A 17,094-nucleotide genomic window follows, 5' to 3' on the forward strand; every position below is an offset into this window, starting at 1 on the left:
CAGGGGGGCGGTGGTGCGGGTCGTCATGGTTGTTGCTCGAATCGGATGAAGAAAGGGGTCGGAACGCGGATCAGGGATCGCGCAGGGCGGGGACGCCGGCGGACACCTTGGCCAAGAGGGCGCGCAGGGTGTCCCGCTCGTCGTGGCTCAGGTGGGCCATGAGCGCGGCGGTACGGCGGTAGTGGTCGGGCAACATGCCCTGCATGAGGTCGCGGCCACGCTCGGTGAGGTGCACCGAGTACATGCGCCGGTCCTCGGGGTGGTCCACGCGGGAGACGAGGCCGTCCTTCTCCAACGTGTCCAGCAGCCCCGTCATCGTGGCGCGGCTGCACGACGCCAGCTCCGCGATCTCCGCGGGGCTCAGGGTTCCGCCCGCGTCCTCCGCGAGGAAGAGCTGCACCAGCACCACGAAGCGCCCTTGCGACAATCCATGCCGCGAGAAGTGCGCCTCGTAGGCCCCCGTCAGCTCATTGGACAGACGCAGCATCGCGATACACGTCTCGATGGCGCTCGGGTCCAACGAGGGGAAGCGGTGGACCTGCAACTGGAGCCGCTCGTACCGGGGCACGAGCTTCATCGGGGTCGCGTTCTTGGGAGGGGTCGGAGCCAAGGCGGAGCATCTAGTAAGGCCCCTAACAATTTTGCGCAAGATGATTCGGGCCCTGACTACCTTCTCGACTCTTGAGGGAGGACAGGGGCTTCCCTACTCGGAGACTGCCTTCAGGTCCGACCCTGTTGGTAGGTGCTCCAAGAGATAGACGGTCCGCAGTTCGGAGTGGCGAGTCTGCAGGGTGCGGAGGGCTCCCACATCAAAGGACTGCACGTCCGCGCGGGCAGCGAGTCCGGAAGACAGGATGGCCTGGGCGACCGCGTCTCCATGCGCCGGAGGAATGTCTTTGTTCGCGGAGGTCCGTTTGAGTTCCACGTTGAAACGCACCCTTTTCGCGTTCCGGGCGCGGAGCGGGTCACGGGCGGTGTGCTCGGCGTCTGACTGTGTTTCAGCGAAGGCGAACACCTGGCGCAGGGTGGGCACGGTGTAGGCGTCCGGAAGGCCCGTGCGGGCGGCGAAGTCGACGGCCTCGGGAGACAGGGTGCGGTCGTTCACCTGCTCGGGACAGTCCTCCAGGAGCCGGTCGCAGACGAAGTCGGACTGGAGCCGGGCGACGGTCAGCGAAGCGATGGGGACGGGGGCGGTGAGCGGGCTTCCGTCCGCGTGGCGGCACTTCTTCGGGGACAGGTCCGGGTCGTGGGAGAGCACGGGCACGGCGTCGGCGGTGAGGACGGTGTCCAGTTCCAGCGTCGTCATGCGGTGGTCGAGCGCGGCCTCGAAGGCAGGCAGCGTGTTCTCCGGACGCAGGTCTCGTGCGCCCCGGTGTCCCTGCGCATCGAAGCGCCTCGGGTCGATGAGGCCGTCGGCGTCCAGCAGGTCGCCGGGCGTGCCGTCCGCGTTGGCGTCGAAGTCGCGCACGGCCTGCGCAAGCAGGTCCGGCCGGTCGCTGATGATTCCATCCACGCCGCGCTGGAGCAGGGCACGCATCGTGGGCAGATCGTTCACGGTCCAGACCACGACGGGATGCCCGGCTGCGTGGAGGCGCTCCAGGTCGAGGCCCCGTCCCGACGTTCCAGACGACGACAGCAGCGCGACGGAGGGGGAGCAGACAGGCCTTTGGAGGGAACCCTGGGCCCGGGCGTGTGCTCTCGCGCCATCCATCAGTCGCACGGTGGGGTCATCCCCTGGGGCGGGGGTGGTTCGAAGGGGCCCGGTGCAGGAAGCAGCGAGTCCCGCGAGGAACAGCGCGGAGGCAGTCAGAGAGGCAGAGGACACGGGCACATCCTGCCAGCAGGCGGCCAGGAGGCAGATGGGCATGGGCCACGCGGAGGGCCCGCCGTCGCTGAGCCCCAGCACCTGGGCAGCGGAGCAGCCGCTTCGTGCAAGGCGACACTTCAGACAGACAAACGGCCAGAGGCATCCGGCGGTTCCCATCCCAAGACTCAGGGTGTCATGGGGCGCGCGTACTTCCGGCATCAGTCCACCCGCATGTTCGAGAACGACTTTCTCGAAGCATGCTCGAAGGTCCATCCCGCGGTGCCGGTCCTCCTCTACGGCCCATTCACATTGGGCCTCCTCGGGTGGAGCCTCTACACGGGAAGGACGACGGTGGGGACGAGCGTGCTGTTCGTGCCGCTGGGCCTGCTGACGTGGGTCTTCATGGAGTACGGCATCCACCGGTTCTTCTTCCATTGGGAGGGCAACGGCCCCATCACCCGGCGGGTGCATGAAATCGCACACGGCTACCACCACAAGTACCCGGACGATGCCCGGCGCCTGGTGATGCCGCCCAGTGCGAGCGTCCCACTGGCCCTCCTCATCGGCGGGCTGCTGTGGCTGGTGGGCCACCCGGCGCAGACGCTTCCGTACTTCGTCGGAATCGTCTGGGGCTACATGACCTACGACACCATCCACTGGGCCACGCACCACCACACGCCGCGCACGAAATGGGGCAAGGAACTGCGCGCGCACCACATGGCGCACCACTTCGCGACGCCGGACCGCAACTTCGGCATCAGCAACCGGTGGATGGACATCCTGATGGGCAGTGGCGGACGCCGCATCAAGCACCCCGGGAAGGGGGCGCTGGAACAGCACGCGCGTCCCGAGCAGGGCCCCAGCGAACGACCTTGCCCACCCCTGAACGTCCCGGTTAGAGAAAATCCCTGACTCCGGGACCTGGAGCCCGCGCTTCGGGAAGCAGGGACGATGGATGTGAAGGACGCCACCGTGCAGGCCGCGCTGCGCCAGGCCTGTGAGGACGCCGGCCTGCCAGAGTCCCTGCGCGGCTGCGTGTACCCACTGCTGCGCGACCCGGAAGGCGAATGGCCATCGTGCTGCGGTGGAGGCTGCATGCCATGCTCCTCCACGCTGACGGATGTGGCGGTGCGCACCCTGGAACTGCTGGGCACGCCGCGCCGTTCGCCCCTGCCGCCCTGACTGCCGATACCGTGGAGGGCGGCTCCCCGCCGCGCGAAGGCACGGCGTCAGCCGGCCACGGGAGCTGGCGCGGTCCACCCTTCCGCGCGCAGTGTCTGGGTGGCCATGCCCGACATGCTCTCCGCCAGCGAGTGCACGGAGCGGGTGGCCTCCTGCGTCTCCTGCACCGTCTTGAGCGTCTGGCCCGTCTGCGCGGACAGCTCCTGGATGGCCTGTGCCATCTGGTGCGTGCCCGCGTCCTGCGTGCTCACGGCGGCGGTAATCTGCCGCATGCTCGCGCTGGTCTCTTGGATGATGGCGGCCAGCTTCTGAAGCTGTGCGCCCGAGGCGCGTACTGCCTCCAGGCTCCCTCGCACGCGTTGCTCGCCCTGCTCGCTCACCTTCGCGGCCTCGCGCATGCTGGCACTCACGCCGTCGAGCACATCGCGGATCCGCTGGGTGGCCTGGATGGACTGGTCCGCGAGGCCGCGCATCTCCTGCGCCACCACGCGGAAGCCCTTGCCGCTGTCGCCGCTGCGCACCGCTTCGATGGCCGCGTTGATGGCCAGCATGTTGGACTGGTCCGCCAGCGTCTTCACCACGGCCACGATGCCGGTGACTTCGCGCGTGCGCGCATCCAGCGCGAGGATGCGGCCGGCCATCTCCGACACTTCGGTGCGGATGGCGGCGAGGTCCGCCAGCGTTCGCTCCACGGCCACCGCGCCCTCGCGTCCCACCACTTCGGCGCTCTCGGCGGAGGCGCAGAGCGCCGCGGCCTTCTCGGCGGTGAGCTGCGAGGCCCGGCGGATTTCCCGCACCGTCTGGTCCGCCTGCTGGAGTGCCACCGCCTGACGGCTGACGCCCGAGGCCTGCGTGTCGCTGGAGGCGCGGAGTTGGTCCACGACGGTGGCCAGCTCTCCGGCGCCGTTGCCCATGCGCTCGGCCAGATGGCGCACCTCCTGTTGCCGTGCCTCGAGCTGGTGCGTGTACTCCGACAACGCGCGGACCACCTGCACGGAGCGGCGCGCCACCACGCCGACGAGCGACGCGGCGAGCCCGAGGTAGCCCCAGGGAGTGAGGTTGCCGAGCGACGTCTCCGCCAGCCCGAGCATGGGCAGCGCGGTGATGAAGACGGCGAGGAAGAAGGCGGACATCCCGGCGAGGAAGAGGGCCGGCTTCTCCCAGCGGCCCGCGGGCACGGGGATGCTGAGCCACAGGAAGGTATTGTCGCCGCGGCCCTGCGGCGTCTTCAGCGCCTGCGTGGGATGCCAGTCCGGCGTCTCGCCCGTCTCCGCCGCCCACGCGGGAGCGTCACCCCAGCGGAAGCGCCAGCCGTCGCGCAGCGCGACGGGCGCGTCGGACCCGGGGGCCGCCCGGGCCACGGGCGTCACGGTGAAGAGCAGGAGCAGCACCGCGCCCAGCGTGGCGAGTCGCGACGAGCAGGAGGGGGACGACCAGGGGCGGGGAATCGCCATGAACACGTCCGTGCTCGCGTGGCCCGTCCACGCCGTAAAAGGATCACTCCACTGCGTCCGCCCAACAGGGGCCGGGTCCTTCCCATCCCCTGCTCGACAACGGGATCCGCTGCCCGTGCTTCAACGCCTCGCTCCCGCGGCGGCGACGATCCAGTTCCTGAACTCAACGGCGAGGTGCTGGCGGTGTTGCTCGAGGATGTCCTCCGGGCAGGCGGCAGGGAAGTAGCAGGTCAGGTTCGCGTTGAAGCCTTCAGCGGTATCGCCGAACTGGGTCAGCACCCGTCCAACAACCGTGCCGTCCGGCAGGTGCATGGCGCCGAGCCTGCGGAACGGGTAGTCGGACTCGGGCAGCAATTCGTTGCTCGCCTCCGCGGCCCAGCTCGGGGCCGTGTCGAAGCCTGGAAGCACCACACGGCAGACATAGGGGCCGAGATTCTCGACGATCGTCACCGTGGAATCCGGGTTGGGGGCGATCACGAAGTGTTCCGGTTCGCCCGCCAGGAGGATGTTCTCGTCACTGAAGCTGTTCTCGAGCCAGTGCACGAACTGCGCTGCCTTGAGGCCTCGAACCGCCAGCACGGTGGTTCCAGAGGTGAACTTCCCGGCGGAGGCCTTGGCCCTTTCGCGGAGGAACGCGTTGCCTTCTTCGATGTCCCTGGCCAGGAGGTCCATCAGGCCTTGACGCCCGATGAGCGCCTTGAGCCGAGCGAGCGCCCTGCGAGCGAAGACGAGCTCGAAGTCATCGACCCCGCCCGCCGCGGTGGGCCCTGACACGAGTTCGACAGCAAAAGCCGTCGTCTCTCGTTGGGTCGCTCCTTCTTTGGCTGCCATTCCTTGACTGCTCGCCTGGACGGGCAGTTGCAGGTAGGAGGCGTGTTTGCCGCCGGTGTGGACGACGTGCTGTCCGCTGTTGGCAGGGGTGTACTCGCGGATCGCGGGCATCAGTGTTCCCAGAAGGCTCCTGCCGCTGATGACGAAGCGGAGCTGTTCGCCGGGGTGGAAGGCGAGGCCGATCGGGAGCAGATCGATCTCGACCTCGACGACCTCACCGGGGGAGAGCTTCTCGATCCTGTCGAAGCTGTGGGCGGGCACGGCATCGGTCGACAGCGTCTCGTCCAGATGGCGCAGGGAGACGCGGAGGCGTCCGTCCGAGCCCTTGTACCGCAGGATCGAGGCGCCGCGTTCGGTGATGTCCTGCACCCGCGCGCTCTGGTTGGGCACGGTGAACTGCTGCAGGGGCGTGCCGTACGCATCGAGCTTCTGGACGAGGACGAAGAGGTCCATGTCGTCCGAACCGCGTGCTTCGACCCAGAGGTGCGCCTTCGGGTAGCCGACCAGGACGGTCTCCTTGTCGAAGCGCGTGATGAACGACACCGCATCTGGGTTGGAAACCACGTCGTAGGCCGCCGTCGCTTCATCGGTCGGTGCTGTCGGGGTCAAGGCGCGCGAGCGGCCGTCGAGGTAGTACTTCGTCGGCGTGACGTCCTTCGGGGGGAACGCGTCCGCGCCGACCCCGACCTGGTCGCCGCCCTTGAGATCGAGGACGGAGTAGCGGACGCGCGGCGTCTGCTCCCACCCGTTGTCCTCGCCCTTCAGGTAGCGATCGAAGAAGCGGCGCAGCTCCTCCCTGTTCGCCTCGTCGTAGTAGTCGGGCCACTCCTGGGAGTTGTGGATGCGGAGCCACTTCTCCTTCGAGGCCATCCGGCGCCAGGCGCGGAACGTGCCTGCCGTGTGCAGGGTGTTCGAGTAGCTGGCCACGACGTATGCCGGAACGGTGATCCGGTCGAAGCGCGGGATCTTGTCCTCCCACAGGTCGGCCATGAGGGGATACCGCTCGGCCTCCGCGAGGAGGTCCTCCTTGCGTCCCTTGCCCCAGTAGCTGTTGTCCTGCAGTTGCCTCGCGAACCCGGTGTCGGGCATGCCGCCGCGCAGGACGAGGTCCCGGTAGACGTCGCTGACACCCTCCCACGGGTTGATCGCCGCGAGGTGCGGGGGCTGTTCGGCGGCGGTGAACCACTGTGACACCGCGAGATAGGACGTCCCGCTCATCGCGACCTTGCCGGTGCACCACTCCTGGACGGCCAACCACTCGATGAGGTCGTAACAGTCGCGTCCCTCCTGGCGATCCCAGATGACGCTGTCCCCGTCGGAGTCGGCCACGCCCCGGATGTCCGGATTGCAGATCGCGTAGCCCTGCGCGCACCAGTATGCCGGATCCGGCCCCTCGAACTTCTCCAGCCCCGACACGACCCCATTGTCGAGCCCGACCAGATTGAAGATGCCCATCACGCTCGGGGAGGTCCCCTGGCCCTTGCCGTACGGGCTCCATGCCACGATGACCGGCACCTTCTGCGCTCCGGCAGGGCGAAGCACATCGACGTAGATGGTCACACCGTCCCTCAAGGTGACGGCGACGTCCTTCTCCAGGACGATTTCGACCGGCACCGACCGGAACGGGGGCGCGATCCGGAATCCGGCCGGCAGGGTCCGGGTGCCGGGATCGAACCCACTCAAAATGCCGTACCTGGGGCCCGGCTTCAGCGGCTGGGACGGTACGAACACCTTCGGGTCATCGCTCATGACGGTCTCCTCGTGTCTCTTCATCCAGGGACCGGCTCCGTGTCGGTCCTCGTCCTTCGGGCGTGGGGCATCGATGTCCACGCTCCCGGAAACACAACATACAGAACGATCATTCTGTTTGGCTAGGAGGGGGTGAGAGTTAGTCTTCTGGCATGCCCAAGCTGAGCGACACTTCGAGGCAGCGGCGGCGCGAGAGCATCGCGGCGGCTGCCATGCGGTGCTTTGCTCGCCAGGGCTTCGCCAGCACCTCGATGGCGGACATCATCAGCGAGGCAGGCTCTTCCGCCGGCTCGGTCTACTCGCACTTCTCGAGCAAGGCCGAGCTCTTGCGCTTCGCGGCCTCGACCGCTCTGAGCGAGCTGGTCGCGACCGTGAGCCAGGAGCTGCCCTCGGAGCGCACGCCTGCCAGCGTCCTCGCGCACTTGCTGCGCTTGAGGAGCGACAAGGCGTACGCACAGACCCTCCTTCAGATATGGGCGGAGGGTCCTCGCGACGGTGAGCTTGAAGAGATCGCCCGGGACAGTGTGATTGAGTTGCGCGCACGCGTGAGGACAGCGTTGCTGCCCTGGTGTCAGGAGCCCGCGCGCGCAAGAAAGAGGCCTCCGGACACTGCCGCGGACGAGATTTCCGACGCCATCGTCACTGCCGTTCAAGGCTATGTGGTCAGGGTCAGCATCGACCGTGACCTCGACAGTGAGCTCGTCGCGAGCCGCCTGATCGCCGTCTTCGAGAAGTTCTGAAGCCACGTCCGGGGAGCGCGGGACTGCGCCAGGCCTGCGAGGACGCCGCCCTGACTACCGATACCTGTGGTCCACGAGCACCTCCGTGCGCGGAAGCGACCAGTGCATCTGGACCATCCGCCACTCCGTGCCCCGGCGCTCGAAGGCGCAGGCCACCCGGATGCCTTCGAAGGTGACGGGACGGCCGCCCGCCACCAGGGCGATGTCCATCGCGGGCAGCGTGAGACACGCCATCGTGGAGGGTGGCTCCCCGCCGTGCCAGAGCTGTTCGGAGCGCAGCGTCACCCGGATGTCGCTCAGGCTTCCGAACTGGGTGCGGAAGGAGTGTTCGACCTGGGACCAGCCGACGAAGTGCAGGTTGGAATGCGTGCCCACGACCACGATGTCGTCGTCGTGCCAGAACAACTCCCGCAGCGCGTCCAGGCTGCCGCGTTCGTAGGCGTCCACGAACGCGGTGAAGCGCTGTCCCAGTTCGGCCTTCCAGCTCCCTGCGTCCTTCGAACGCTCAACCCACGTTGTCGTCATCGTGCCGTGCTCCCTTCCCCGCCGTCAGGCAGTCCTCGATGAGCCGGGCCACCTGCCTCACGAACGGGGCCTCCATCACGCTGAAGTGGTTGCCGGGCACTTCGTGGAACTGGAAGTCCGCCGTCGTCAGCGCGCGCCACCATTGCTCCGCGTGGCCGTCCAGGACCGTGTCCCGCTCCTGGGCCCGCAGGTACACCAGGGGAATGGGATGCCGTCCGGGTGAGTACGCGGCGATGGCCTCGTTGGTGGCGAGCACCACGTCGCGCAGCCGGAAGTCCAGCTCCATGGCCGTCTTCAAGCCTTCCGCCGCGCGCGGAGAGATTTCCCGGAACGCGTCGATCAACTCGAGCACGTCCCCCACGCTGCGAATGCCCAGCCTGCGCGAGTCATCCACCGTCACCGTGTCGATCTGGATGACGCCCGACACCGCGTGCCCCCGCTCCAGCAGGACGGCCGCCATCTCATAGGCAATCACGCCGCCCGATGAATGGCCGCCCAACCAGAAGGGCCCCTTCGGGTGGGACGCCAGCAGCTCGTCCACGTACCGGCGCGCCATCAGCGGCACGTCCCGGTAGAGCACCTCGCCGGCCTCCAGTCCCGAGGCGCGGAAGGCATACACGGGCCTGGCGGGCCCCAGCCTTCGCGTCAGCGGCATGTACGTGAAGACCGTTCCTCCGATGGGCTGCACGAAGAAGAGCGGCGTCTGGCCGGGCCGCCCCTCCTGGAGCCGCATCAACAACGCGGCCTCCTTGCGGAACGGCCGTCCCGTCTTCTCCAGCTCGGAGAGGATGGCCTGCGTCAACGCGCCCAGCGTCGGATGCTCCAGCACCGCATGCAGCGACAGGCCCACCGACAGCTTCGCCTTGAGCTCGCGGTTGAGCTGCACGACCAGGAGGGAGGTTCCCCCCAGCTCGAAGAAGTGGCTGTCGGGCGTCAGCGACTCCTCGCCCAGCAGGTCCTTCCAGATGGCCTCCACCGTCGCACGCACGCCCTCCCGTTGGAGGCCCCCGGACCCGACGACAGGGGTCGGTGGCAGCTCCGCCGGGGGGCGCGGCTCCGTCGTCGCCAGCGAGTACCGCTTGCGCTCGAAGGGGTACGTCGGCAGGGGGACGCGCCTCCGGGCCACCCTGCCCCGCATCGCGCTCCAGTCCACCGGCACGCCCGCGGTCCACAGGTGGCCCACCGCGCCGAGCAGCGCCTGCTCGTCGGATTCGGGGGCGGTGCGCCGGCCCTCGGGCACACCGAGCGTGGGAAGGATCAGCCGGTGCGAGCCCGCCTGCGGATGCAGCAGGGCCAGCGTGGAGAGGATCCGCCCCGGCCCCACCTCCAAGATGATCTGCTCGCGGCGCTCCAAGAGCAGGTCCAGGCCCCGGTAGAAGCGGACCGTGTGTCGCAGATGACGGGCCCAGTAGGAGGGGTCTCGCGCGGTGGCCGCGTCCATCCAGGCGCCCGTGACGTTGGAGACCAGGGGAATGCCCGGGGCCTTCGGATCCATGGAGGACGCCAGGGCCGTGAGCGGCGCCATCGCCGGCTCCACGAGCGCGGAGTGGAAGCCACTCGCGCGCGGCAGTCGCTTCGTGCGAATGCCCTTCGACAGCATCAGCGTCGCGAAGGACTCCAGCGCATCCTCGGCCCCGGACACCACGCACTGGCCAGGACCATTGACCGCGGCCAGCGACAGGTCGTCAGGAAGCTCCTGCGCCAGCACGCTCTCCGACAGCGGCACGGCCAGCATTCCCGAGGGCGGCAGGGCATCACAGAGTCGACCGCGCAGCTCGACCAGGGCCACGGCCTCCTCCAGCGACAGGACGCCGGACACACAGGCCGCGGTGTATTCGCCCAGGCTGTGACCCATGAGGGCCGTGGGATGGACGTTCCAGGAGAGCAGCAACCGCGCCAGCGCGTACTCCGTGGAGAAGATGGCGGCCATGCCCAGCGACGGTGCGCGCAGGGCCTCCTCGGCGCGGGACCGGTCCGCTTCTTCCGCGAACAACGCGGCGCGCAATTCGCGCTCCAGGTCCTGGCTGAAGAGTTCGAGGCATTGCTCCAGGGCCTCGCGGTACACCGGTGAGCGCCGGTACCACGCCGCGCCCATGCCCACCTCCTGCGTCCCCGTCCCGGGGAACAGGAAGACCACCTCGGGCACGTGGCGAGGCGCGCGCCGGAAGGGACCCGACCGCCGGAGCTTCGTGATGGCGTCCGCTGGTTCCCGACTCACGATTGTGCGCCGGTATTCGAAGGCGGTCCGCCCTTCGCGCGACGTGTACGCGACGTCCGCGAGCGCCTGGGCCGGGTACTGTTCCAGGTGGTTCGCGAGCCGCCGTGACGCCTCGTCCAGGGCCTCCTCGCTCCGGGCCGACAGCACCAGCACCGTCTCGCCTTCGGGCGCGTCGGGGGTCACTGGCGCGGGCGGTGCCTCTTCGAGCACCACATGGGCATTCGTCCCGCCAATGCCGAACGCGCTCACCCCCGCGAGGCGTGGGCGCCCGTCGGGGAGCATCCACGCATGTCCCTCCCGGCTCACCACGAAGGGGCTCTGCTCCAGCGCCATGTCCGGAGGGCTGTGTTCGAAGTGGACGGTTCCAGGGATGAAGCGGTGCTCCAGCGCCAGCGTCACCTTGAGGAGTCCGGCCACGCCGGCCGCCGAATCCAGGTGCCCCACGTTGCTCTTGAGCGAACCCAGCGCGCAGGCGGGCGCCGTGTCCTCGCGGTCTCCGAAGGCCAGCCGCAGCGCCTGGACTTCCAGCGGGTCTCCCAGCGGCGTCGCCGTCCCGTGGGCTTCGACGTAGGTGATGTGACGCGGATCCACTCCCGCGGCCTCGTGCGCCCGCGCGATGACATCGCGCTGTCCCTCCACGCCGGGCGCGGTGAAGCCGACCTTGCCGTTCCCATCGTTGTTGATGGCCGAGCCCCGGATGACGGCGTGGACGGTGTCGCCATCGCGCAGCGCGTCCTCCAGGCGCTTCAACACCACGAGCCCCACGCCACTGGAGGGCACGGTACCGCGCGCCCGCGCATCGAACGGGCGGCAGTGGCCGTCTGGGGACGTGATGCTCCCCTCTTCGTGGAGGTAGCCGGCAGGGCCCGAGGCGAAGAGGGAGACCCCGCCCGCCAGCGCCAGCTCGCACTCGCCCGCGCGCAGGCTCTGACAGGCCAGGTGGATGGACACCAGGGACGTGGAGCAGGCGGTCTGTACCGTGAGTGCGGGCCCGCGCAGGCCCAGTTGATACGCCGTCGTCGTCGCGAGGAACTGCCACGGATTGCCCAGGATGGACCGGTACGACTCAGACGCCACCGACAGGGTGCGGTAGCGTGACGCGACCTGCTCCAGCCAGTAACGCGGCACGCCCGCGCCCGCGAAGATGCCTGCCTTTTCGGACAGTCGCTTCGGGTCGTAGCCTGCGGACTCCAGCGCTTCCCAGGCGCACTCCAGGAACAGGCGGAGCTGCGGATCCATCAGCCGGGCGTCCTGCGTGCTGTAGCCGAAGAAGCCAGCGTCGAAGAACTCGGCGTCCTCCAGGATTCCCGACGCGCGGACGTAGGCGGGCTGCTCCACGAGCTTGGGATCCTCTCCCGCCGCCAGCAGTTCCTCCCGGCTGAAGCGGGACAGGCCCTCACGGCCTTCCACCAGCAGCGACCAGAGCGCTTCGAGATCCGGCGCCCCCGGGAAGCGACCCGCTCGACCGATGATGGCGATGCTCCCCGGATGCTCCGGGCGCGCACTCCGCTCCCGGTGAGGCGTTCGCGAGGGCTGCTCCACCGGCACGTCGTCCAGGTGCCGCGCCAGCGCCTCGATGGTCGGGAACTGGAACAGCCTGGCCATGCTCAGGCGGATGCCCAGCTCCACTTCGAGCGCCGACTGCATCCGCGCGAGCAGCAGGGAGTTTCCCCCCGCGTCGAAGAAGCCCTCCTGCCTGCCGACCCGCTCCACACCGAGCAGCCGGCACCAGATGCGCTCCAACGCCTTCTCACGCTCCGTGGACGCAGCCGCTCCGGACGCCACGTCGCGCTCGCGGGTTCGCGACGAGGGTGGCGGCAGTGCGCTCCGGTCGATCTTCCCGGTGACGCCCAGGGGGAACGACTCCAGCACCACCAACTCCCGGGGAATCATGTGGGGCGGCAGCGTCTGGCCCAGCGTCTCCTTGAAGCCCCGCGCCTGGAGGCGCCCCGCCGCGTCGGCATCCCTTGGGACGACGTAGCCCACGAGGTGTTGCTCCCCCGCGAGCAGCCGGAGTTCGACCACGGCATCCCGCACGTCGGGGTGCTCGCGCAGTGCGGCCTCGACTTCGCCCAACTCGATGCGGAAGCCGCGCAGTTTGATCTGACGGTCGGAGCGCCCGTGGAACTCGATGCTGCCGTCCAGACGGTGGCTTGCGACATCGCCGCTGCGGTAGAGCCGCGCTCCCGGCTCCGTGCTGAACGGATGGGGAACGAACCGCTCCGCATCGAGTTCGGGGCGGCGCAGGTAGCCCCGCGCCAACCCCACCCCGCCAATGTAGAGCGAGCCCCGGACGCCCACGGGCACCGGCACCAGGGCGTCATCGAGCAGATAGACCTCGTAGCCCGGAAGCGGCTTGCCGATGGGCGACCTTCCCGCGCCCGCCACGCAGTCACCGGCCGTCGTGAAGACGGTGGTCTCCGTGGGCCCGTACACCTGGATGAACCGCCGCCCCGGAGCCCAGGTGTCCACGAGCTGCTCCGGCACCTCTTCACCGCCGACCACCAGCACCTTCAGGTCCGGGAGCGCCCGCCAGGCCATGGGGCTCAGCGCCGCGGGCGTGAACATCGCGATGTGGATGCGCTGGGACTCCAGGAAGTCGGCGAGCTCCTCACCGGGCGTCACCTCCGCCTGCGAGAGCAGGTACAGCGTCGCGCCGGAGAAGAGCGTGGGGAAGATCTCCGCGACGGAGAAGTCGAACCCGAAGCGGGTGAACTGCAACGCGCGGATCCCAGGCCCGAAGCCGAAACGTGAGGCCACCGTCTCGCAGAGATGAACCGCCCCCCTGTGCGCGAGCAGCACGCCCTTGGGCTGTCCCGTCGAACCCGAGGTGTAGATGACATACGCCAGGTCATCGCCCGTGACGGACACCCGGGGATTCTCCTCGGAGGCGCTGGCAAGCACTCCACGCAGCTCTTCCAGACAGAGGACCCGGCCTTCCGTGTCGGCCACGAGCGACCGCGTCGCCTCCTGCGCGAGCACGAGCCTCAGCCCCGCGTCCCGCGCCGTGAACTCCAGCCGGGCCTTGGGGTAGCTCGGGTCGAGGGGCACATAGGCCGCGCCCGCCTTCAACGTCCCGAGCACGCCGATGATCATCTCGAAGGAGCGCTGAAGACACAGGCCCACCAGCGCTCCAGGTCCGACCCCCAGCGAGCGCAGGTGGTGGGCCAGCCGGTTCGCCTCCGCGTTCAGCGTCCGATAGCTCATCACGCGCCCCTGGAAGACCAGGGCGGGAGCATCCGGAGTGCGTTCGACCTGGGCCTCGAAGGGGCGGTGCAGGCAGTCGGCGGTGGATACGTCCTCCATCGGGCCCTGTGCCCAATCGAGGAGCCGCGTCTTCTCCTGCTCCGACAACAGCGGCAGCGCGGAGACGGGCACCTCTGGAGCGCGGACGGCTTCGCGGAGCAACGTCACGAAGTGCTCGCCCAACTGGGTGATCATCCAGGGGTCGAACAGGTCCAGCGCGTACTCCATCCGCACGGACATGCCCTCCGGGCGCTCGTCCAGTTCGATGGAGAGGTCCAGCTTCGACGTGCCCGTGTCGGTGTCGTGCGGTTCCACCCGCCACCCCGAACCCGGCACCGAGATGGGCGGCTCCAGGGTGCACGACACCTGGAGGAGTGGATTGGCACCGGGGATGCGCACCGGATTCACCGCCTCCACGATGCGCAGGAGCGGCGCCTCCTGATGTTCGAGCGCCTCCAGGCACACCTGCCGCACCTGCTCCAGCAGGGCCCGGAAGCTCAACCCTTCGGAGAACCGCAGCCGCAGCGGCAGCAGGTTCACGAAGTGTCCGGAGATGGAGCGAAGCTCCTCACGGCCGCGTCCCGAGAAGGCACCGCCGAGCACGAAGTCGTCGCTGCCGGAGTAGCGGTGCAGCAACGCGCCGAACGCCGACAACATCGTCATGAAGAGCGTGGCGTCTTCGCGGCGCCCCAACGCCTTCACGGCCTCCAGCAGGTCCCGGGGAATGCGCACGACGTGCTTCGCGCCACGGAAGCCCTGCACCGGAGGACGGGGACGCTGGGTGGGAAGCTCCAGGTGCGAAGCCCCCGCGAGCGTCCGCGTCCACCATGCAAGGTGCGGCGCGATGGCCTCCTGGTAGCGAGCCCCCTGCTGCCAGACCGCGGCATCGCCGTACTGGAGCGGAACGGGCGCCAGCGCCGCGGGTCTCCCGTCGATGGCCGCCCGATAGAACCGATGCAGCTCCTGGAGGAACCCCGCCATCGTGAAGCCATCCACGACCAGGTGATGCAGGACCAGTGCGAGGCGGCACTCCGAAGGGCCCAGTCGCATCAGCGTCGCCCGCAGCAGCGGTCCGTGCTCCAGGTCGAAGGGTTCGCGCGCCTCCTGCGTGGTCCGTTGCGCGGCCTTCGCGCCACGGAGTCCTTCGGGGACCGAACGGAGGTCCACGCTCCGCAGCCGGAACGGTGTCCCGGACTCCACCCGCTGGAAGGGACCTTCGGACGTGGAACCGAAGGTGGTGCGCAGGACCTCATGACGGGCGATGAGCGACTGGAACGCCTGCTCCAGCGCGTCGGGTTCGATGTCGCCCGGCAGGTACAGCGTGAAGGGCTCGTTGTAGAAGGCGCTCCGGGGCGCCACTTGATGCAGCAGCCAGAGCTGCCGCTGGGCATCGGACAGCGGCAGGGGCCCGCTCCGGTCCACGGGAACGACCGGGGGCAGGTCCACGCCACGCGCTTCGCCCCTCGCGGACTCCACGCGCCGCGCCAGCGCTTCAAGGGTCGGATTCTCGAACAGCGCCCGCACCGGCAGGCGGACCGCCACCGCTTGCTCCAACCGTTCGATGAAGCGGACCGCCAGCAGCGAGTCCCCTCCTGAATCCAGGAAGCGGTCCTGGGTGCCGGCCCGCTCCGTGCCCAGCACCTCCGCCCAGACACGCGCCACCTCGCGCTCCAGTCCCTCGCGCGGCGCCTCGCCGTCCCCCGAGCCGAAGTGCGGCGCCGGGAGCTGCTGGAGGTCCACCTTCCCACTGGGGTTGAGCGGCAGCCGGTCCAGGACGCTCACCGCGTGGGGCACCATGAAGGCCGGCAGTCGGGAGCGCAGGTGCGCCAGCAGCTCCGTCGCGTCCGGGGAGGCACCGTCGCGCGGTGAGACATAGGCGACCAGCCGCTTGTCCCCGGGTGACACCTCATGCACCCGGACCACCGCGTCACCGACCTGCCCGTGGGCCCGCAGCGCGCTTTCGAGTTCCGCCAGTTCGACGCGGGCGCCCCGGATCTTCACCTGGTGGTCCACGCGCCCCAGGAACTCCAGCGTGCCGTCCTCCAGCCACCGCGCACGGTCCCCCGTCCGGTACAGCCGCGCGTCGGGGGCGTCGCGGAAGGGATCGGGGAGGAACCGCTCCTGCGTCAGGTCGGGACGGTTCAAGTAACCGCGCGCGAGCCCTTCCCCTCCGATGTACAGCTCCCCCACCTCACCGACGGGCAGGAGCCCCAGCGCGTCATCCAGCACATGCACCTGGAGGTTCGCGAGCGGCCCCCCGATGGGAATGGACTCCCCCAGCGTGGGCCGTGAACGGATTTCATACGCCGTCGCGGAGGTGGTGCACTCCGTCGGTCCATAGCTGTTGAGCAGGCGCTGGGGCTTCCCATGCGTCATCACATGCGCCACCCACTTCGGATCCAACACGTCGCCACCGACCATCAACACGCGCAGCTCACGGAACGCGGCGGGGATGGCGGCGGCCAGTTGATGGAACAGCGACGTGCTCAGGACCGCGACCGACACCGCGTCGCGTTCAAGCCGTTGCGCGAGGAGCGGAGGCGACAGCAGCGTCTCCTGCGAGATGAGGCACAGCGTGGCGCCGTTCAGGAGCGCGCCCCAGACCTCCAGGGTCGAAGCGTCGAACGAGAACGAAGCGGCCTGGAGGACGCGGTCTTCGGACCGGAACCCCATGAAGCCTTCGTCCAACACCAGCCGGGCCACGCCCCGGTGCGGAATGCACACGCCCTTGGGCCTCCCCGTGGAGCCCGACGTGAACAGCACGTAGGCCAACGAGTCGGGACCCGCGCCGCCCCGGACGTTCCAGGCGTCACGTTCATCGAGGGGTTCGTCCACGGAGGAAGGCTCGACGAGGTGCCCCTGGAAGCGCAGCCCCTGGAGGTCCTCGCGCCGGCCCACGAGCACGCGCAGCCCGGCCTCCTCGATCATCACGTTGAGACGCTCCACCGGATGATTGGAATCCAACGGCAGATAGGCACCGCCTGCCTTCAGGATTCCCAGCAATCCGATAATTGTCTCAGGCGTGCGGTCAACGCGGATTCCCACGGGTTGATCCAACCCCACACCCTGCGCCTGGAGCCGCCGCGCCAGCCGGTTCGCCCGCCGGTTGAGCGTGTCATAGCTGAGCGCGCCACCCTCGAAGCGCAATGCCACGGCATCCGGAGTGTCGCGTGCGTGGGCTTCGAACAGCGTGGCGATGTCCTGCCTGGAAAACTCCGTCTGGCGTCCCTGTGAAAAAGCCCGGAGTCTGTCTGGGTGCGCGGAGATGGTATTCACGATGAATCATTGCCCCCTCCTCTCTCAACGCACGGAGCCAGAAACCTTCAGCAATGGCATGGGGCT

Annotated in this window: 9 protein-coding genes; 3 read left to right on the forward strand and 6 right to left on the reverse strand. The window is 68.9% G+C overall.

Features of this window, described 5'->3' with window-relative positions:
- Positions 1 to 70 precede the first annotated feature (70 nt).
- Positions 71 to 610 (reverse strand): MarR family winged helix-turn-helix transcriptional regulator, encoded by a 540-nt coding sequence (locus D7V88_RS16265; protein ID WP_372241087.1) that lies wholly within the window; start codon positions 608 to 610, stop codon positions 71 to 73.
- Between the two features lie 93 nt (positions 611 to 703).
- Positions 704 to 2,080 carry a glycerophosphodiester phosphodiesterase family protein gene (locus D7V88_RS44430; protein WP_120541558.1) on the reverse strand — a complete coding sequence of 459 codons (1,377 nt, stop codon included), beginning with the start codon at positions 2,078 to 2,080 and terminating at the stop codon, positions 704 to 706.
- Here D7V88_RS44430 and D7V88_RS16275 point away from each other — a divergent pair.
- On the forward strand, positions 2,003 to 2,719 hold the full coding sequence (locus D7V88_RS16275) for a sterol desaturase family protein (protein WP_244238180.1): 717 nt from the start codon (positions 2,003 to 2,005) through the stop codon (positions 2,717 to 2,719). The two genes, D7V88_RS44430 and D7V88_RS16275, sit on opposite strands and share 78 nt — an antisense overlap.
- A gap of 39 nt (positions 2,720 to 2,758) precedes the next feature.
- The gene (locus D7V88_RS16280) at positions 2,759 to 2,989 is read left to right on the forward strand and encodes a hypothetical protein (RefSeq protein WP_120541560.1); all 231 of its coding nucleotides are present in this window, start codon (positions 2,759 to 2,761) and stop codon (positions 2,987 to 2,989) included.
- 47 nt (positions 2,990 to 3,036) lie between these two features.
- Here D7V88_RS16280 and D7V88_RS16285 read toward each other — a convergent pair whose 3' ends face one another.
- Positions 3,037 to 4,443 (reverse strand): methyl-accepting chemotaxis protein, encoded by a 1,407-nt coding sequence (locus D7V88_RS16285; RefSeq protein WP_120541561.1) that lies wholly within the window; start codon positions 4,441 to 4,443, stop codon positions 3,037 to 3,039.
- Positions 4,444 to 4,563: 120 nt separating this feature from the next.
- Positions 4,564 to 7,023, reverse strand: a complete 2,460-nt coding sequence (locus tag D7V88_RS16290; RefSeq protein ID WP_120541570.1) for a CocE/NonD family hydrolase — start codon at positions 7,021 to 7,023, stop codon at positions 4,564 to 4,566.
- A 152-nt stretch (positions 7,024 to 7,175) separates the two neighbouring features.
- Here D7V88_RS16290 and D7V88_RS16295 point away from each other — a divergent pair, with 152 nt between their 5' ends.
- Positions 7,176 to 7,763, forward strand: coding sequence for a TetR/AcrR family transcriptional regulator (locus D7V88_RS16295; protein ID WP_120541562.1), 588 nt, complete (start codon positions 7,176 to 7,178; stop codon positions 7,761 to 7,763).
- Positions 7,764 to 7,817: 54 nt separating this feature from the next.
- Here the strand turns inward: D7V88_RS16295 and D7V88_RS16300 are convergent, their stop codons facing one another.
- Positions 7,818 to 8,288, reverse strand: coding sequence for a nuclear transport factor 2 family protein (locus D7V88_RS16300; RefSeq protein WP_120541563.1), 471 nt, complete (start codon positions 8,286 to 8,288; stop codon positions 7,818 to 7,820).
- Positions 8,269 to 17,028 (reverse strand): non-ribosomal peptide synthetase/type I polyketide synthase, encoded by an 8,760-nt coding sequence (locus tag D7V88_RS16305; RefSeq protein WP_120541564.1) that lies wholly within the window; start codon positions 17,026 to 17,028, stop codon positions 8,269 to 8,271. Before D7V88_RS16305 ends, D7V88_RS16300 begins: the two co-directional genes overlap by 20 nt.
- Positions 17,029 to 17,094 lie beyond the last annotated feature (66 nt).

Source organism: Corallococcus terminator (assembly GCF_003611635.1).
Lineage (GTDB): Bacteria > Myxococcota > Myxococcia > Myxococcales > Myxococcaceae > Corallococcus > Corallococcus terminator.